General features: G+C 48.4%; 15 protein-coding genes and 2 pseudogenes. 13 read left to right on the top strand and 4 right to left on the bottom strand.

Going from position 1 to position 17,489, the window contains the following annotated elements; all coding sequences use genetic code 11:
* Nucleotides 1-15: 15 nt before the first annotated feature.
* A complete protein-coding gene (gene gltS / locus K6J74_RS06405; protein WP_221271520.1) occupies nucleotides 16-1,260 on the bottom strand; it encodes a sodium/glutamate symporter in 1,245 nt (414 codons plus the stop codon).
* 87 nt (nucleotides 1,261-1,347) lie between these two features.
* Between gltS and K6J74_RS06400 the strand changes: the two genes are divergently transcribed.
* The 7 genes and pseudogenes from K6J74_RS06400 to yedE all read left to right on the top strand — a co-directional run bounded on the left by K6J74_RS06400 (nucleotide 1,348) and on the right by yedE (nucleotide 8,384).
* The gene (locus K6J74_RS06400; protein WP_221271519.1) at nucleotides 1,348-2,559 is read left to right on the top strand and encodes a saccharopine dehydrogenase family protein; all 1,212 of its coding nucleotides are present in this window, start codon (nucleotides 1,348-1,350) and stop codon (nucleotides 2,557-2,559) included.
* A gap of 53 nt (nucleotides 2,560-2,612) precedes the next feature.
* Nucleotides 2,613-3,293 (top strand): annotated as a pseudogene (locus tag K6J74_RS09040) (DNA methyltransferase).
* Between the two features lie 52 nt (nucleotides 3,294-3,345).
* A complete protein-coding gene (locus K6J74_RS08705; protein ID WP_260321559.1) occupies nucleotides 3,346-3,468 on the top strand; it encodes a hypothetical protein in 123 nt (40 codons plus the stop codon).
* A 3-nt stretch (nucleotides 3,469-3,471) separates the two neighbouring features.
* Nucleotides 3,472-3,918 (top strand): ATP-binding protein, encoded by a 447-nt coding sequence (locus K6J74_RS06390; protein ID WP_221271518.1) that lies wholly within the window; start codon nucleotides 3,472-3,474, stop codon nucleotides 3,916-3,918.
* Nucleotides 3,896-5,425, top strand: a complete 1,530-nt coding sequence (locus tag K6J74_RS06385; RefSeq protein WP_221271517.1) for a hypothetical protein — start codon at nucleotides 3,896-3,898, stop codon at nucleotides 5,423-5,425. The genes K6J74_RS06390 and K6J74_RS06385 overlap by 23 nt, the downstream gene beginning before the upstream one ends.
* Complete coding sequence (locus K6J74_RS06380; protein ID WP_221271516.1) at nucleotides 5,413-7,062, top strand: LeoA/HP0731 family dynamin-like GTPase; 1,650 nt, start codon at nucleotides 5,413-5,415, stop codon at nucleotides 7,060-7,062. Before K6J74_RS06385 ends, K6J74_RS06380 begins: the two co-directional genes overlap by 13 nt.
* A gap of 161 nt (nucleotides 7,063-7,223) precedes the next feature.
* Entirely contained in the window at nucleotides 7,224-8,384 is a 1,161-nt protein-coding gene (yedE, locus tag K6J74_RS06375) for a selenium metabolism membrane protein YedE/FdhT (RefSeq protein WP_221271515.1), read from the top strand.
* Here yedE and K6J74_RS06370 read toward each other — a convergent pair.
* Nucleotides 8,314-9,096, bottom strand: a complete 783-nt coding sequence (locus K6J74_RS06370) for a hypothetical protein (RefSeq protein WP_221271514.1) — start codon at nucleotides 9,094-9,096, stop codon at nucleotides 8,314-8,316. The two genes, yedE and K6J74_RS06370, sit on opposite strands and share 71 nt — an antisense overlap.
* Before the next feature lie 269 nt (nucleotides 9,097-9,365).
* Here K6J74_RS06370 and gltX point away from each other — a divergent pair, with 269 nt between their 5' ends.
* From gltX to murA, 6 genes and pseudogenes are all read left to right on the top strand, one after another.
* Nucleotides 9,366-10,703, top strand: coding sequence for a glutamate--tRNA ligase (gltX, locus tag K6J74_RS06365; RefSeq protein WP_221271513.1), 1,338 nt, complete (start codon nucleotides 9,366-9,368; stop codon nucleotides 10,701-10,703).
* Nucleotides 10,693-10,986: a YggT family protein gene (locus tag K6J74_RS06360; protein ID WP_221271512.1), complete on the top strand. Its 294-nt coding sequence runs from the start codon at nucleotides 10,693-10,695 to the stop codon at nucleotides 10,984-10,986. Before gltX ends, K6J74_RS06360 begins: the two co-directional genes overlap by 11 nt.
* A gap of 2 nt (nucleotides 10,987-10,988) precedes the next feature.
* Nucleotides 10,989-12,635: a lytic transglycosylase domain-containing protein gene (locus tag K6J74_RS06355; protein WP_221271511.1), complete on the top strand. Its 1,647-nt coding sequence runs from the start codon at nucleotides 10,989-10,991 to the stop codon at nucleotides 12,633-12,635.
* Complete coding sequence (gene galU, locus K6J74_RS06350) at nucleotides 12,632-13,453, top strand: UTP--glucose-1-phosphate uridylyltransferase GalU (RefSeq protein ID WP_221271510.1); 822 nt, start codon at nucleotides 12,632-12,634, stop codon at nucleotides 13,451-13,453. The genes K6J74_RS06355 and galU overlap by 4 nt, the downstream gene beginning before the upstream one ends.
* 2 nt (nucleotides 13,454-13,455) lie before the next feature.
* Nucleotides 13,456-13,854, top strand: a complete 399-nt coding sequence (locus K6J74_RS06345; RefSeq protein WP_221271509.1) for a hypothetical protein — start codon at nucleotides 13,456-13,458, stop codon at nucleotides 13,852-13,854.
* A 1-nt stretch (nucleotide 13,855) separates the two neighbouring features.
* Nucleotides 13,856-15,153: pseudogene (gene murA / locus K6J74_RS06340) on the top strand (UDP-N-acetylglucosamine 1-carboxyvinyltransferase).
* A 123-nt stretch (nucleotides 15,154-15,276) separates the two neighbouring features.
* Here the strand turns inward: murA and rny are convergent.
* Together rny and K6J74_RS06330 are read right to left on the bottom strand one after the other, a co-directional pair.
* Nucleotides 15,277-16,842 (bottom strand): ribonuclease Y, encoded by a 1,566-nt coding sequence (rny, locus tag K6J74_RS06335; RefSeq protein WP_260321558.1) that lies wholly within the window; start codon nucleotides 16,840-16,842, stop codon nucleotides 15,277-15,279.
* A complete protein-coding gene (locus K6J74_RS06330; RefSeq protein WP_488592935.1) occupies nucleotides 16,763-17,296 on the bottom strand; it encodes a 5-formyltetrahydrofolate cyclo-ligase in 534 nt (177 codons plus the stop codon). The genes rny and K6J74_RS06330 overlap by 80 nt, the downstream gene beginning before the upstream one ends.
* Between the last annotated feature and the right edge of the window lie 193 nt (nucleotides 17,297-17,489).

The raw sequence follows: 17,489 nt of genomic DNA, 5'->3' as shown, positions 1-17,489 counted from the left end.
AATCTCAAAGAGCATTTAGTAGTGGAAGGGCAGGGCTAGAAAGCCTTTAATGGTCAACGCGTTGATGATGTCTACGAAAAACGCCCCCACCAAGGGCACGACAATGAAGGCGACATGGCTTGGCCCGTAGTGGTTGGTGATGGTTTGCATGTTCACCATCGCCGTGGGGGTTGCGCCTAGCCCAAAGCCACAATGCCCCGCGCTTAGCACCGCCGCATCATAGCTTTTGCCACACATGCGAAAGGTGACAAACACGCTATAAAGGATCATCACCGCCACCTGCACGGTGAGGATAATGGCAATGGGTAAAGCTAAATTCACAAGCTCCATGAGATTGATGCTCATTAAAGCAAAGGCGAGAAAGAGGCTCAGGCTCACATTGCCGATCACACCGATTTCGCGATCAAAGACTTTATGGATGTTGCTGTAAGTGGAGATGTTTCTTAAAAGCACGCCCACAAACAAGCACCACACAAAGGTGGGTAGGGTGGGTAGGGTGAAACTACCCAAATGCACGGAAGTGGCGTGTTTGGCGATGAAAGTCCCCACAAGAAGCGCGATGCTCACCAACGCCAAACTCTCAATGAAGCTATTAGCCGTGATGAGGCGCTCTTGTTTAGGGGCTTCAAAGACGAGCATGGGCTCGTGTTCTTGTTGTTCTGTTGTTTGTTTGTTAGGCTCGAGTTTGTAGCGTTTGATCAAGTAGCACGCCACGGGCCCACCGATGATCCCCCCACTCACTAGCCCAAAGGTGGCGCACACGATGGAGACTTCCAAGCTTTGGGGGAAGTTGTAGGGGGCCTGCGAGAAGGTGGAGGACCACGCCGCACTAGTGCCATGCCCGCCGGTGAGCGAAATTGAGCCGCCAAGTAAGCCCATTAAAGGATTCACGCCAATCATGCTTGCCACACCCACGCCCACCAAGTCCTGCACGATCACAAAGATACCCACGGCGATCAAGAACACCACGAGCATTTTACCCCCCTTTTTTAGGGAGGCAAAGTCCGCACTCAAGCCTATGGTGATGAAAAAGGTCAGCATTAAAGGCTCTTTGAGGCTGGAATCGAGCACGAGTTTAAAGTTGTAGAAGTGATGGGCGAGCATGATCACAAAGGCAACGATCACCCCCCCCACCACAGGATCGGGGATGTCGTAGTCTTTAAGAAACTTCACATGGCGGATCACAAAGCGCCCTAAAAGCAAGACCCCCACCATACAAACCAAAGTCGCATAAACATTAAACTCGATCACCTTTGCCATCGCACTTCCTAATCTTGTTTAACCAAAGGGTAAAATATAACTTGTATAATAGCACATTCGTAACCCAATCTTTGACAAAGGGATAGAATGCTCACGGTCTTACAAATTGGAGCGGGGGGCGTGGGGCGCGTGGTGGCACACAAGCTCGTCCAAAACCGCCACTTATTTGAAAGGGTGGTGCTGGCTAGCCGCACCTTGTCTAAATGCCAAGCCATCGCTAATAGTGTGAAAGCCAAGGGGCTAGGCGAAATCATCTGCGAGCAAGTGGATGCTGACAGCGTGCAGGAAGTCGTGGCGTTGATTGAGAAATACAAACCTAAAGTGGTCTTAAACATCGCCCTACCTTACCAAGATCTCACCATCATGCAAGCATGTCTACAAACAAAAACAAACTACCTAGACACCGCCAACTATGAACACCCCGACCTTGCCAAGTTTGAGTATAAAGAGCAGTGGGCGTTTGACAAGGCCTATAAAGATGCGCAGATTTTTGCGCTTTTAGGCAGCGGCTTTGATCCGGGCGTAACCAATGTCTTTTGCGCCCACGCCCAAAAGCATCATTTTGATGAAATCTACAACATCGACATTTTAGACTGCAACGCCGGCACGCACCCCTACCCCTTTGCCACCAACTTCAATCCCGAGATCAATTTAAGGGAGGTGAGCGCAAGGGGCCGTTACTACGAAAACGGGGCGTGGATCGAAACCGCCCCCCTAGAGATCAAACAAACTTGGGCGTACCCTGAGATTGGCGAAAGGGCTTCTTACTTGCTCTACCACGAGGAATTGGAGTCCCTAGTTAAACACATTAAGGGACTAAAACGCATCCGCTTTTTTATGACCTTCTCGGACAACTACCTTAACCATATGCGTTGTTTGGGCAATGTGGGGATGTTGGGCATTGAACCCATAGAAGTGCCCTTAGTCGATGGCAAAGTGGGTAAAGTCGTGCCCATCCAAATTTTAAAACAGCTCTTGCCCGATCCAGCTAATCTTGCAGGTCAAACCACGGGCAAAACCAACATCGGGTGCTACATCCACGGCACAAAAAACAAGAAAGAAAAACGGCTTTATATTTATAATGTCTGTGACCACCAAAAATGTTATGAAGAAGTCGGCGCACAAGCCATCAGCTACACCACGGGCGTGCCCGCTGTGGTGGGGGCGATGATGATCTGTAAGGGCATTTGGGGGGGTGAAAACTCTAAGGGGGTGTTTAATTTAGAGCAGCTCGACCCCGATCCTTTCTTAGCAGAACTAGAAAAACAGGGCTTAAAAACTGAAGTGATCGAACGCTAGGTTCGCACGCCAACACCGTTTTACAAGGCGATTGCCTTGAGCTTTTAAAGACCTTGCCTAGCGCAAGTGTGGATTTATCTTTACCGATCCGCCTTATTTTCTGTCAACTTCAGGGGGAATTCTTAAGAGTGGGTGAGACTAAGTTTAGCGCAGTGAGCGCAGAATGGGACAAATTTAAAGACTTCGCCCCATTACGACAGCTTTAGCCAAGCGTGGCTTAGGGAGTGTCAGTGTGCGCTTAAAGGCAGTCTTTGTGTCAGCTGTTAACGGCAACTAAGCCGAGGGATTTGGTGCTTGATCCCTTCTTTGGCACGGGCACCACGGGGGCGGTGGCGAAACGTTTGGGGCGCAACTTCTTAGACATTGAAAAAGACTCAGACTACGCACAAGCCGCCCTAGCTAGGATAGCAAATACGCCCGTTACTATGGACGCTTTTAGTGCTCTAGAGTATGAAAAAAGACCCCCAAAGTGCCGATGAAAACCCTAGTTAATCGGGGTATTTGCAAGTGGGGCAAGTTTTAACACGCCTAGCAAAGCTAGGGCTTGCCAAGTCTTGGTAAGCGGACAAGTGCAAGATGGCAGCGGAGTGGTTTTATCCATCCACAAAATGAGCGCAAAAATTTTAAATAAACTCAACCACAATGGTTGGGACTATTTTTACGTTCACCAAAAGGGGCAGTTGATCCCCTTAAATGAGTTGCGTTATTCTTGGGCTAAATCCTGTGATTTATAAAAAAGTTAGACAAAATTAGATACAATGGGCGGAAATTTTTAAGGGGGTTTGCATGCCACTTTGGTTTTTAAACGGCCAACAACAGAAAGTTTTTGACTGTTGTTTGCTCTTTGGGTTATTGGGGTATGGGGCGTATCTTCTGATCAAAGAAGTGATAGAAGTGATCGAGGATTGATCGATGCATTCACACCCAAGCACTGCTAGTGCGAGAAAGGAATTAGCTAAAATCACCGAGATTTTTAGCCAATCAAAGAAACACCCAATCTTTGGGGCGTGGTTGGAAAGCGCGCGAGCAGATTTTGAAGGGCTGAAGTCCCAAAGTTTAAGACGGCTAGAAGACTTAGAAACAGAGCAAAAGCCGAAGATTACGATCGCCCTTTTTGGTGAAACCAATGCGGGCAAATCCACGCTCATTGAGGCGTTGCGCCTTTTTTTCAACGAGCCAGGCAAGGCATTAGAACAGCGTTTGTTTCAAGAAGCGCGGGGGGACACAACGCCTTTAGCCGATGGGGCGATCATTGATGCCCACATAGATTTTACCCAAGCGATCACCCCTTACACCTTCACCCTTGCTAATGGGGGGGGAGGTTACCCTATTAGACATGCCCGGAATCGAGGGCGATGAGGCGCAGGTTGAAAAATTTATTAAAGAGGCTTGCGCCAAAGCCCATGTCATTTTTTACATTTCTAAAAACCCCACGCCCCCCCAAGAGGGCACACTTCACAAGATCAAAAGCTACTTAAACGACCAAAGCCGGGTCTATTTTTTCCACAACAAGGGCGTAACAAACCCTAAGTTGTTACAAAAACCCCTAGTTGGCAGTGAAAAACACGCCCTAGAGGACGCAGACGCTAAAATGCGCGAGGTCTTAGGGCCACACTACCAAGGGCATAGGAGCGTGTGTGCCTATGTGGCGTTTTTGGCATTGGCAAAGTGTTTAGACCCCAAAGACCCCAAAGGCTTTCTCTTTGATCAAAAGGATTTTTTAGTGCACACAAGCACAGCCAGACTTTTAGAGTGGAGCCACTTTGACGACTTATGTCATTTGCTCCAAAAAATCGCCAAGCAACAGCAAGAGATCGTCTTTCAAGATCAATGTTACAAGGCCTTTTGTGCCCTGCAGCGTTGCACCAAGAGTGCCCACCAAGCCCTGCACACCATGCAAGAGTGCCACAAGGCGTTTAAAGAAAGCGTGGATTTAAAAATCCCCAAGCTTGATCTGTTGTGCCAAAAAACGCTTGTATCTTTAAAAAAAGAGTTGGATAATCTCATTGTGCGCTTTAAAAATGCCAGCGAAGATGCCATGTATAGACACATCCGCACTTCACTTTTAAGCGATGAGGGCTTTGAGGCAAAGACTAAGGAGGTTTTAAAAGAGCAAGCCCAAGTGTTTGCTGCAAAGGTGAAAGACACGCTAGAGGCGTGCGATCATCAATTCAAAGCGGACATAGAGGCTTTGGTGCGTGAAATCCGGCTCAAGGCGGGCGTGCTCAAGCGCCATGGCGCGGATTTTGACAAGCATGGCCATAACTTTAGCGACCACACTTTTGAGACGGACAGCGGATTTGATTGGTTCAATCTTGGAGGCGCAGGGGCGACCTTTGCGGGCTTGTTTTTGTTTGACTTGGCAAATATATGGAATCCTCTGGGGATAGCTGGTCTTGTGGTGACTGTGGCGGCTGGGGGGCTTTTGCTGTATAAGGGGGTTAGAAAAGCCCTTGATGATGATTATAAGAGAAGCGAGCAACGCAAGGCTTTTAATAAGACCTTAGATCATGCCCTTAAATGCCTAAAGTGTGCCGTGGGTCTTATGGGTCTTAAAGAGGTGCAGGAGGAAATCCAAAAGATTAAGGCTAAGCTCGAGGATCTGTATTTTTGGAATATCTTGGACAAACAAGAACTGGAGGGCAAACTAAAACTGGCTCAAGGATTGTTAAGCGTGCTAGAGAAGGGGGTGCTTCTTGAGGGGGTGCGCCAAGCACTAGAGAAGTGCCAACAGGCCATTGGCAAGCGTTTAGAGGAGATGTTGGAGCAAGGAGAAGGATTGTGTGCGGATTTAAATACAAGTGTGGCGCGCTTAAAAGCGTGTAGCCAACCATTTAAAGAAGGGAGTGAAGGGTGCAAGGATTAGACAAGAGCGGACAAATGGGGGCTCTCTTAGATGCGCTGGCGGAATTTATGCGCGAGGGGGAGGGGCTGGGGATGGTTGAAGAGAGGGGCTTTGAGGAAAAGATCACCCATGCCAAAGAGCAGGGTATATTACAGGTAGTGCTGGTGGGGGAGTTTTCTTGTGGCAAAACCTCCATTGCAGCGGCGTGGCTTGGGGATTTAGAGCAAGCTAAAAAAATGAAAATCGCCCATGAGGAATCTACGGATGAGGTGAAAACTTATCCAGTCAAGGGGGGCATTGTGTTGGTGGATACTCCCGGACTCTTTGGCTTTAAAGAAAAATACGGGGCAAATGGCGTGCAAAAATACAAGGACATCACTAAAAAGTATGTGAGCGAGGCGCATTTAGTGCTGTATGTGATGAACCCAAGTAACCCCATTAAAGAGAGTCAGCACGAAGAGTTGCGCTGGCTGTTTCAAGAGCTCGATCTCTTGCCTAGAAGCGTGTTTGTGCTCTCTAAATTTGATGAGGTGGTGAATCTCAAAAACGAAGAAGGCTACAAACGCACATTAGAGATCAAAAAAGAGACGGTGTGCAAGGAGTTACAAGGGATCATTAGTCTCGAGCAAGCCCAAAAGCTAGACATTGTGGCTGTGGCGGCTAACCCCTATGATGAGGGCATCGATCATTGGCTCAAACACCCTGAAGAGTTTGGGCAACTCTCACGTATAGGTCTTTTACAGCAAGCCACAGAGGCAAAAATTAAGGCCAATGGGGCGCAGCACTTGGCTTTAGAATCTGTAAAGAGCACCATGATTGCGCTCTTGCACCCCCCACTTAAAAAAGGCAGAGCAGCACTAGAGGCGGTGCGCCAAGAGATGGAGACTTTAGATGAGAAGCGCCGAGGCATGTCTTTAGAGTTTGAGCATCTCAAAGAAACCATAGACAACGCCGAGACATCTTTAGAGGCATTTTGCAAGCAACATTTTGAGCGTTTGCTAGAGGCCCTTAGCCAAACAGACCTTCACAACATCAAAGACTTTATAGAACGCTGGATAGGCGAGGAGGGTGAGGTGCTTAGGCACGTCTTAGAGGAAAGATTTAAGCTAGAGGAGGATGAGTTGCGCTTGGAGTTTGCAGAAATTGGCAACAAATGGAAAGAAGAGGGGATGGGCGGGGCTTATCATTTTCAGTATCAAAAATCCGATTTTGAGGAATTTTTAAGCACACTTAAAAATCTCTTTGGGAGCGCGGCGTTTGCGGGGTTATTGACAAGCCTTTCTAAAACTTTGATGGGGATTTTGGGAAAAGCGGGGAGTGTCATTAAGTGGGGGAGCGGCATTTTAGCCATTATAACTGCTTTTCTAGAGGTGGCTGATTTAGTGATGCAAGAGAAGGCAAAAAAAGAGTTGGAGAAATTTAAAAAAGACCTTAAGAAAAAATTAGAGGTACTGCAAAAAGAAGTGCTAGCCCTCATTAAAAAACACCATGCCCAAGTCCTTCAAGCTTGCCAAGCCTCACAAGACACCGATCTTACTAAGTTAGAACAAGAGATTCAAGACCGCCAAGCGCGCAAAGAAACCCTAGAAAACTGGCTGAACAAGGGCGTAGCCATAGAGGCGCAAATCGGCCCTAAGCCCACGCAAGCAAAAGGCTAAAATTTGAAGACATGGCGCATTGCACCAAAAGATTTTGGTATATGCACGAGAGTTTAAACCCCCTTTAAACCCCTTACGCATAAAATGAAGTTTCTTACACCCTTAGCCAGTTTGGCTAGCACGCTTACACTTTCAGCGTATTTTCAATTTAGGATTTTTTTGTGCGGGGTTTTTTTACACAGAAATGGGCGTTTGCGCCCTGTGTTTTGGCTCTGTCTGTGGCTTCTGTCTTTTACTTTGGCGTGGTCGGCACTTACTGGGCGGTTACGGGGGAATTTACAAGGTGGGGAGCAAGCCTTTTAAACTTGTTTGGCGTGGACACAAACAAGCTAGGATATTTTAAAATCATAGGTTTAAAGGGCAATATCTTTGAGCGCATAGATGGGGTGATGATTCTTGGCATGTTTTGTGGCATGCTCTGTGCGTCTAGCTTATCTGGGCGTGTGGGCTTCAATTTACCCACAAAAGCGCAAATGGGGCGCTCACTTTTAGGTGGGCTCTTGGCGGGGCTTGGGGCGCGCTTGGGGCTTGGGTGTAATTTGGCAAGCTTTTTAACGGGTATCCCCCAATTTAGCCTACATGCGTGGTTTTTTACAGCGGCGACTTTAGTTGGCATGGGGCTTGCCTTTAGGCACTTTAGCACAAGTTGCTCTAAAGGCGCAACCAAACAAGCCCCCGCTAGGTTAAATGCCCTTTTAGCATTTTGTGCTGTGGGGGGCTTTGGGGTATTGGCGTGGCACTTGCACCACAAACTCTTTTACGCCCTATGTTTCGGGGCGTTCTTTGGCTTTGTCATTTCTAAGGGGCAAATTTGTTTCACCGCCGCTTTTAGACACTTATTCGTGCAAAAGCAGAGCGCACAGGCAAAGGCTTTGGTGTGGGCGATGGCGGTGGGGAGTGTGGGGATTTTTGTGTGCTTGCATTTGGGCTTAAGCGCCAAAACCTTGTGGGCGAGCCCGGGCATTGCCGTGGGGGGGCTACTTTTTGGCGTGGGGATTGTGTTAGCTAGGGGGTGTGAGTGTGGCTGGATGTATCGCTCTATGCAGGGGGATTTGGGGGCTGTCATGGTTGGTGTGGGTAATGTTTTGGGGGCGGCTTTAGTGGCTCTTAGCTGGGATTTTTACGCCCCCCTTTGGGTCAGCTTTGCCAAGGTCAATTTATTGGAGTTTAGGGGGGGCTTGTTGCTACAAGTCCTCCTACTTGCGGGGCTGTGGGGGTTGTGTGGGGCGTGGGACGAAGCCCCACTAAAAACTAATCTTGTGGCTGTGCTTGCTGTGCTTGCGCTGACTCTGTTAAGCGATTTTGCGGGTGCTGGGGGCTAAAACCTTGCGCTTGCGGACCAAAGCCCCCCTGTGGGTTTTGGGGGTTAAAACCTTGCTGTGGGCTTTGTGGATCAAAGCCATTTTGTGGGCTCTGTCCTTGGGGGTTAAAGCCCCATTGTGGGGCTTGGGCGTGAAAGCCCATGGGCCCAAATCCCCAAAAGGGCATAAAGCCGAACATGAACATGCCATGGGGGGCAAAGGGCATGCCCTGCGCTCCAAAACCTTGAAAACCTTGTGCTTGAGGGTTAAAGCCTTGTTGGGGGGTTGCGCCTTGTGCACCAAAAGGGGCGTAGCCACTAAAGGGGTGTTGCGCTTGGGGATTAAAGCCACTTTGGGGACCAAAACCTTGCGGATTAAAGCCTCTTTGTGGATTGTGCGGATTAAAACCCTGTGTTTGCGGACCAAAACCCATAGGACCAAAGCCCCATTGGGGATTTTGGTGCATATTTTGGGCATCTACCCCTGCGTCTTCGCCTAAAAGGGCGATGAGCGCATCGCGGATGCCCTCAAAGTTTTCAAGCGTGTAGGGGAAGGCAAGGCTAAAGATTTCCTCTTGCCCCTCTTTGGTGTAGGCGATTTGCAGCCCCTCAAAATCAAGGTCTTTGACATAAATGTTTGCAGCTCCTGGCACTTGTGCATACTTCTCAAATAACTTCACCACATTGTGCAGTTGTTTGCTGTTCAATACATCTAAGGCGTGTTGCTTATCCATCTTAAGCTCCTTTACTAGATTTTTCAAAAACACTTGATTGTAATTCTCTAAAACTTAATTATTTAATTATAGATTAAATTATAGATAAGTTGATAGTCTAGTTAGTATATATAATTAGTATCAATAAAGTTTATAGTATCGTTATAAACTTTATTGCAGGTTGTTTTAGTTTTTTGTAGACTTTTGGGTTAAGACTTGCTTACAAATTTGGCTTTGTGGGTGCTTGATAATCTAGTCCGTTGTGCTATAATTTGGCAAAAAGGCTTTTTATGTTGCGTTTTGCCCCCTCGCCTACAGGAAGCATGCATATTGGGAATTTGCGTGTGGCTTTATTGAATTTCATTGTAGCCAAGCGCCTAAAGCTCCCCTTAATGTTACGCATTGAAGACACCGACACCCAGCGCAACATCGCAGGCAAAGATGTAGAGATTTTTAAGATTTTAGAGCAAATGGGGGTAACTTGGGATCAGCTCGTCTACCAAAGCGCAAATTTTGGCACGCATTTAGACTATGCTGCTAAACTCTTAGACAAGGGCGAAGCGTTTTATTGCCACTGCACCCCTGAGTTTTTAGAAAGTAAAAAACAAGAAGCCGTGCAAGCCAAAAGACCTTTCCGCTACGATGACTCTTGGGCGTTGTTGGAAAAAGAGAGCAACCCTAACCCCGTGGTGCGCTTAAGGGGGAGTGCCAAGGACATGGTTTTTAATGACTTGGTGAAGGGTAGTATCCATTTTAAAGTAAGCGAGCTAGACAGCTTTGTCATTGTGCGGGCAAACCAAGTCCCCACCTATAATTTTGCTTGTGCGGTGGATGACTTTAACTACAAAATCACCCACATTATCCGCGGAGAAGACCATGTCAGCAACACCCCCAAACAAATTTTAATCAAGCAAGCCCTAAGCCGGGTGCTAAACACCCCCGAAACGCCTACAATTTACGCCCACCTACCCATTATCTTAAACGAGGATGATGGTAAGAAAATGAGTAAAAGATATGAAGCCTCTAGTGTGCAATGGCTCTTAAAACAAGGCTTTTTACCCGTGAGTATCGCTAATTACCTTGCCAGCATGGGCTACAAAGCCCCTAAAGAGATTTTTAGCCTAAACGATGCCCTTGAGTGGTTTGAGTTAGAAAAGGTTAGCGCCTCCAGTGCACATTTTAGCTTATCTTACCTGCGCCATTTAAACCACGAGCACTTAAAAGCTTTAGACCTAGAGAGCCTTGCTAGGGTGTTAGATATAGAACCGGCTAAAGCCCCTCTAGCCAAGCTTTTCTTAGAAGAGTGCAGTACCTTAAACGAGTTGCACGAAAAGCTAAGTGCCATGTTTAGCCCAAAAGACATTAAAAAGGACTATGAAGGGCAGAACTTCTATGAGAAGTGCCACACACTCTACACCGCCTTAAAAAGTATGGAGGCTGTGGCAGACTTCAACGCCTTTAAGCACGAAGCCATGCAAAAAAGCCAACTTAAAGGCAAGGACTTTTTCAAACCTTTAAGGATTTTGCTCACGGGGCAAGCGCATGGCGTGGAGCTCGCTCTGCTCTACCCCCACCTCGTCCCCCTTTTGGAGCAAATTTTGGTGTTAAAGACAGAGCATGGTTGTTAGCACCCTCTTAAGTGTCACCGCCACTATCCTGCACAGCTTAATCAACATTTACATTTGGGTGGTCATCATCGCCTCCCTTTTAAGCTTTGTGCGCCCCGACCCAAGCAACGCCATCGTGCAGATCCTCTGTCGCCTCACAGAACCTACTCTCAACAAAGCCAAGCAACTTGCCCCCTTTCTGGTGTTTAATGGCATTGATTTATCCCCCCTAGCGGTGATTTTGGTGTTGAAATTCTTTGATTTGAGCGCCGTGCAGCTCATGTTTAATTACGCACAAGGTTAACTTTGTTGCGGCTACTCTTGCTTGTCCTTTGCTGTGTGTCTTTAAACGCCCAGCACATCAGCCTAGCCTACCTAAAGAGCAAACCCAAGGGCACGCCTAGAGATTTTTTCATTTGGCTTTATTTGCAAGAGCCTGGCACTACGGCTAAGCAAGCCAAAGCTGCCTATAATCTCATCGCCCACAAGACCCCAAAACTCATAGAATTGGCTAGGCAAAAGGGGGCGTTAAACTTAATCCCCCACCCTTGTCAAGGTTTGCCCCTAGAAGTTTTGAGTGATAAAGACAGCGCATGTATTGCCATTGCCCTAAGCTTTGAGCGCATTTTCACAGAGGCTAAGGATCCCAAGAGTGCGGCAATTTTGCGCTCTTTGCAACCCAAGCTCAAAAGTTACCCCAAACTTTACAACGCCTTGCAAATTGTGCTAAATCCCACAGACCAAAATGCGTTTATACAAGCTAGGGCAAGCGTGATCGCCACCATTTACAACGCCCTAAGCTATGAGCAAAAGCAAGGCCTCTTAGATCGCCCCTTTGACCCCGAAGTCTTAGCCAAGCTCGCCAGTGAGAACAACCCTGCCTTCAATGACATCTTAAGGCGGGTCATCTTAGACAGCCACTTTGGCGTGTTTCAAAAAGCCCTAAGCCACGCAAGCATCACCAACTCCGATTCCAAAACCTTTTTTCTTTTAGGCATCAATGCTCTTTTGCACCAAGAAGAAATCACCGCTTTTACTTACTTTGACCGTGCCCAAAAGCAGGCGGATAAAGCCTTCATGCACGACAAGGCGGTGTTTTGGAAGTATCTTTTAAGCCAAAATAACGCCTATTTAGACATTTTAAGCCAAAGCACAAACCCCAATCTTTTCAGCCTTTATGCCAATCTTGCCCGCAACACCATGCCTAAGTATCACATTGTAACCTCGCTAGGTTTGTTGAGCCACAAACCCCCAAAATTTGACATCAAAGACCCCTTTGCGTGGCAAATCCTTAAAGAGAAAATCCTATCCATCAACAACAAGCGTGCCTTTTTAAAAGCCCTAAAGTCCCTAAAAACCGAGCAAAGCATGGCGCATTTAGCGTATTTTTTGGAGCGCTATTACAACGATGAACGGCATTACTTTTTAACCCCTTATGCCAGAAAAGCCCACTTTAAAAGCCTAGAAGAAAAGGCGATGGCATATGCAATCGCTAGACAGGAGAGCCTATTGCTCCCCGCTTTGGTGTCGTCTTCTTATGCTTTAGGGCTTATGCAAATCATGCCCTTTAATGTCGCCCCCTTTGCTAAGGCGCTTGGCTTAAGCAGGGTGCAATTAACCGACATGTTTAATCCCCATTTGTCTTTAGCCTTTGGCAATTACTACTTAAACACCCTCAAGGAAGAGTTTAAAAACCCCCTGTTCGTGGCTTACTGCTACAATGGGGGACCAAAATTTTTTAGAAAGTTGCTCAAAGAACACCACTTTTTTACTAGAGGCAAGTTTGAGCCGTGGCTGAGCATGGAGCGTATCCCCTGTGAAGAAACCCGCCTTTATGGGCAAAAGGTTTTGGCAAACTACATCATCTACCAAAGCATTTTTAGACACCACTCCCACAAAATCCACTTTAACATGCAGGGCTTTTTAAACACGATTTTAAAGGATAGACCATGATCAATAAATGCCTTTTTCCTGCTGCGGGCTATGGCACGCGCTTTTTGCCCGCCACAAAGGCGATGCCTAAAGAAATGCTCCCCATTGTCAATAAACCGCTCATCCAATACGGCGTGGAAGAGGCGATGGAGGCGGGTTGCACGGGGATGGCGATTGTTACCGGGCGGGGCAAGCGCGCCATTGAGGACCATTTTGACATCAGCTACGAGCTAGAACACCAAATCAGCGGCACAAACAAAGAACAGCAATTAGAGGGGATTAGGGCTCTAATGCAAAATTGCAGTTTCTCTTACACCAGGCAACACGAGATGAAAGGGCTAGGGCATGCCATTTACACGGCACAGACACTCATAGGCAACGAGCCTTTCTGTGTTCTTTTAGCCGATGACCTTTGTATCAATCAGGGGGGCAAGGGGGTGCTAGCCCAAATGGTCGAGTTGTATCACAAATACCGCTGTTGCGTTGTGGCGATTGAGGAGGTGGCGATGGAGGAGGTGCATAAATACGGCGTGATTTTAGGCCAAGAGATGGCAAGTGGGGTGTATCAAGTGCAAGACATGGTGGAAAAGCCAAAGACTGAAGAAGCCCCGAGTAACTTAGCCGTGATCGGGCGTTATATTTTAACCCCCGATATTTTTGAAGTGCTCAAACACACCCCCCCGGGCAAGAACAACGAAATCCAAATCACCGATGCGCTCTTGCAACAAGCTCAAGAAAAATTGGTCCTAGCATATAAATTCGAGGGCAAACGCTATGATTGTGGGAGTGTGGAGGGCTTTATCCAAGCCACGAACGATTTTTACCAACTGCAACGCTAGCCATGTACGATCTGTGGTTTTATGGCATTTACTGGATGGCGGGTTTCCTCTTTGCCTTTCCCATGCTCTTGGTGGGCTTTGCCTACACCTATTTAAAGCCCCCGCCCCCCGCCCCCGACATCCCTAGTCTAAGAGAGATCATGTTAAACCTAGAAAAGGCTAAGGAGGTTGAAGAATACGACGCTCTGTTTAAAACCTTTGCCCACCATTATACAAGCTTGCCTAAAAATATCAAAGAGGGCGACTGGTTGAATGCCATTAAAAACTTTGCCGAGTCTGAGTTTTTAGACATCGATTCGACCGTGAAGTTTGGGCAAGACTTAGAAAACGCCAACCCCAAACTCAGCAAGGCGATTTCCAACACCGTGGGGCTTGCACTCAAACACAAGAAAAAGGATTGATGTGGACTACTTAGAGATCAAGGGGCAGCAGACTTTAAGCGGTCAGGTGGCAATCTCGGGGGCGAAAAACGCCGCCTTGCCCCTTTTGGCAAGCACACTCTTAGCTAAAGAGCAAGTGCGCCTACACAACCTGCCCCATGTCGCCGATGTGCGCGCCCTAGTGCAGCTTTTAGAGCATTTGGGTAGCAACGCCATATGGCACACACCAAACAGCCTTGAGATCAGCACAAGCCCCACACATTGCACGGCAGTGCGTTGCACCGCACCCTATGAGATTGTGCGTAAAATGCGCGCGTCTATCTTGGTTTTAGGCCCGCTCTTGGGGCGTTTTGGCAAGTGCCAAGTGAGTTTACCCGGGGGGTGTGCGATTGGGGCTAGGCCCGTAGATTTGCACTTAAGTGCGCTGGAGAAAATGGGTGCTGAGATCACCATTGACAAGGGCTACATTGTGGCTAAAGCCAAGGGGGCTTAAGAGGCTGCGATCTTATTTTTGACAAAATCACCGTTACGGGCACAGAAAATATTTTAATGGCTGCGAGCATGGCCAAAGGGCAAACAAGGATCATCAACGCCGCCAAAGAGCCCGAAGTGGTGCAGCTGTGCGCCTTCTTGCAAGCGGGGGGCGTGGAAATTAGCGGAGTGGGTAACGGTGAGCTCTTGGTGCAGGGCACAGACAGACAAGCTTTAGACTTTCAAGACATAGAGATCATCCCCGATCGCATTGAGTGCGGGACCTATTTATGCGCCGCAGCGATCACCAATTCGCCCCTAACGCTCACCCACGCCAACGCCCACCATTTAGAAGCCGTGCTGGCAAAACTAAGTGAAATCGGCTTTAATGTAGACATCACAGAAAACACCCCCACCACCCATACGCTTACAATCCACCCCGCCACGCACAAAAAAGCCTTTAGCCTCACCACCACGGAATACCCGGGCTTTCCCACCGATTTACAGGCGCAGTTTATGGCACTAGCGACACAATGTGAGGGCTCAAGCCTCATTGAAGAACGTTTATTTGAAAACCGCTTCATGCATGTGGGCGAGTTGCAGCGCATGGGGGCGCAAATCAGCCTTAAGGGGGCGATGGCGCAGATTCAAGGCGTGAGTGAGCTCATCGGGGCGGATGTGATGGCAACAGATTTACGCGCCTCTTCGGCGTTGGTGCTGGCTGCCCTCGTGGCTAAGGGCAAGAGCCGGGTGCACCGCATTTACCATTTAGATCGGGGTTACGAAGCCTTAGAGGACAAAATGAACACTCTAGGCGCGCACATGAAACGCCTACACGAAAAGCCCTAGGCGCGCACAGATTCAGGGAGTAAACTCATCTAGGCGGAGGTGATGGTGGCTTACGCACCTCTTTAGCGTTGGCGTGCGCCCTTGTGGCTTAAGGGCAAGAGCCACCTAAGTGCCTACACAGCCCTAGCGGGCGATGGCTTTGGCGCGGTTTTCGCGGATGACATGCACCACGACCTCGCCTGGGTATTGCAAATTGGCTTGGATTTCTTTAGCGATGTCGTGTGCTAGCAGGGGGACTTTGGCATCGCTCACTTGATCGGGGCAGACAATCACGCGCACCTCGCGCCCCGCATCCATGGCAAAGACCTTTTCCACTCCATTTTGCTGGCTGGCGATGCGCTCCAAATCGTGCATGCGCCCTAGGAAGTTTTCATTTTCCTTGCGGCGTGCCCCGGGTCTTGCGGCAGACAAGGCATCGGCAGCGCACACAGCGGCGCACTCTACACTCTTGATCTCTTGGCGGTCGTGGTGGGCGTAAATGGCGTTGATCACCACAGGGTGCTCGTGGTGGCGCACACACACCTCAGCCCCCAAATCCACATGATCACCCCCGTGCTCTTGGGTTAAGGCTTTGCCGATGTCGTGTAAAATCCCCGCCCTTCTAGCTAATTTAGAATCGCCACCCAACTGCTCGGCGATCATGCCCGCTAAGATCGCCACCTCTATGGAGTGGGTGAGGGCGTTTTGCCCGTAGCTAGTGCGGTATTTCATGCGCCCCAAGAGCCGTTTTAATTCCTCGTCCATAGAATCTAATTGTAGGTCTAAGATGACCTCTTCGGCCTCTTTTAAGATGTTTTCTTCCATGTTCGCCTCCACCCGTTGGTACACGGTTTCAATGCGCGAGGGTTGGATACGCCCATCTTGGATCAAGAGCTCGAGCGTTTGCATGGCGATTTGCCGCCGGTAGAGATTGAAACAGCTTAGAGTGATGGTCTTGGTTTCCTCGTCAATCATCAGCTCCACCCCACTGATGCGCTTGAAAGTGTCGATGTTCTTGCCATCCTTGCCGATGATCCGCCCGATGAACTCGACATTAGGCAGTGCCACCACGCTGGTTAAATTCTCCATGGCAAAGCTGCTTGCAAAACGGGAAGTCGCTTCGGCTAAAATGAAATGCGCCCGCTCTTTGGCTTCCTTTTTGGCTTGTTTTTCATAGCGGCGCACCAAAGCCGCTTTTTGCAAAATCAACTCCTCTTCTAGCAAGCGCAAAAGCAGGTCTTTGGCTTCCTCTTTGGTGTAACCCGAGCGCTCCGTGAGGGTTTGCATGGCTTGCTCTTTGAGCTCTTGGTATTCTTGGCAGAGTCTTTCTTGGGCGTGTTTGCCCCGTTCGAGCTCGCTTCTTAGTGCGTCTAGCTCGCTCTTATGCTGCTCTAGTTGTTTGTGCTTGTGATGCCAGTGCTGTTGTTGTTGTTTTTCCCTATTCTTAAGTTCGTCTAGCTTGTGTTGGTAGGCGGCTTCTTGGGTCTTTTGCCGCTCGTTGTACTCTTGTTGCAGCTGCAAGGCTAGGGTTTTGGATTCTTCTTCTTTGCTTTTGTAAAACACTTGGGCTTGGTAGATGAGCATGTCCGCTTGGGCTTTAGCTTGGACGATGAGACTTTGGCTAGCAGCACTATAATTTTTCTTGGTGAAGTAAAACACGCTGATGCCGGTGAATAAGCAGGGGATCAAAATGCTTAAGGCCTCTTCCATTTATTGTCCTTTGGTGTGTGAAATCGCTGTTTTGCTCTAGGCACATGTCCGCTGTGATGTCGTGCAACGCACCTAGGGCGTGGGGGGATTTTAAGAGTTGGCGGGCGATGAAAATCGTGAAGGGCTTTTTAGGCAGGGCGGCAAAGAGTCGATCGTAAGCCCCTAACCCAAAGCCCACCCGCCTAAAGCCACAATCCACCCCCAAAATGGGGACTATGGCTAGGTCTAGGGGTGCTTTAAAAAAGCTTGGTTCGGGTTGCTTGATGTGTTTAAGGGTGCTTAAAGGCAGGCGATAAGGCGCATAGGTGCAACAAGGCGGGTGCATTAAGGGGGCAAATAGGCGCATTTTACACCTTCTAGCCCATTTGATGAAGGGGCGTATATCCACCTCGTGGGCTAGGGGGCAATAGACCAACACCTTCAGCCCCGCTTTAGGGCGCACCCATTTTTGCAATAGGGCGGTTAATTTGCGGTCTTTAATGTCAAAGCCCCGCTTGGCGTATAAAATGCGCTTGCAAGCGGTGCGAAAATCGCCTTTTATGTCCTTGTCTAGCGTCTTGATGTTTTGCCTTTATAGAGTGCCAACAATCAATGGGTTAAACCCAAACAACAAACCTTAAATCCGTATTATTAGAATATTTAACTTA

Origin of the sequence: Helicobacter sp. NHP19-012, assembly GCF_019703325.1 — a bacterium.
Classification (GTDB): domain Bacteria; phylum Campylobacterota; class Campylobacteria; order Campylobacterales; family Helicobacteraceae; genus Helicobacter; species Helicobacter gastrofelis.
The sequence above is the reverse complement of the archived record's forward strand: the minus strand, read 5'-3'. Positions and strand labels throughout refer to the sequence as shown.

Bases quoted from the DNA above. Each gene is read 5' to 3' on its own strand.
- gltS (WP_221271520.1), bottom strand. From the start codon at position 1,260: ATGGCAAAGGTGATCGAGTTTAATGTTTATGCGACTTTGGTTTGTATG.
- K6J74_RS06400 (WP_221271519.1), top strand. From the start codon at position 1,348: ATGCTCACGGTCTTACAAATTGGAGCGGGGGGCGTGGGGCGCGTGGTG.
- K6J74_RS08705 (WP_260321559.1), top strand. From the start codon at position 3,346: ATGCCACTTTGGTTTTTAAACGGCCAACAACAGAAAGTTTTTGACTGT.
- K6J74_RS06390 (WP_221271518.1), top strand. From the start codon at position 3,472: ATGCATTCACACCCAAGCACTGCTAGTGCGAGAAAGGAATTAGCTAAA.
- K6J74_RS06385 (WP_221271517.1), top strand. From the start codon at position 3,896: ATGCCCGGAATCGAGGGCGATGAGGCGCAGGTTGAAAAATTTATTAAA.
- K6J74_RS06370 (WP_221271514.1), bottom strand. From the start codon at position 9,096: ATGGATAAGCAACACGCCTTAGATGTATTGAACAGCAAACAACTGCAC.
- gltX (WP_221271513.1), top strand. From the start codon at position 9,366: ATGTTGCGTTTTGCCCCCTCGCCTACAGGAAGCATGCATATTGGGAAT.
- K6J74_RS06360 (WP_221271512.1), top strand. From the start codon at position 10,693: ATGGTTGTTAGCACCCTCTTAAGTGTCACCGCCACTATCCTGCACAGC.
- galU (WP_221271510.1), top strand. From the start codon at position 12,632: ATGATCAATAAATGCCTTTTTCCTGCTGCGGGCTATGGCACGCGCTTT.
- K6J74_RS06345 (WP_221271509.1), top strand. From the start codon at position 13,456: ATGTACGATCTGTGGTTTTATGGCATTTACTGGATGGCGGGTTTCCTC.
- rny (WP_260321558.1), bottom strand. From the start codon at position 16,842: ATGGAAGAGGCCTTAAGCATTTTGATCCCCTGCTTATTCACCGGCATC.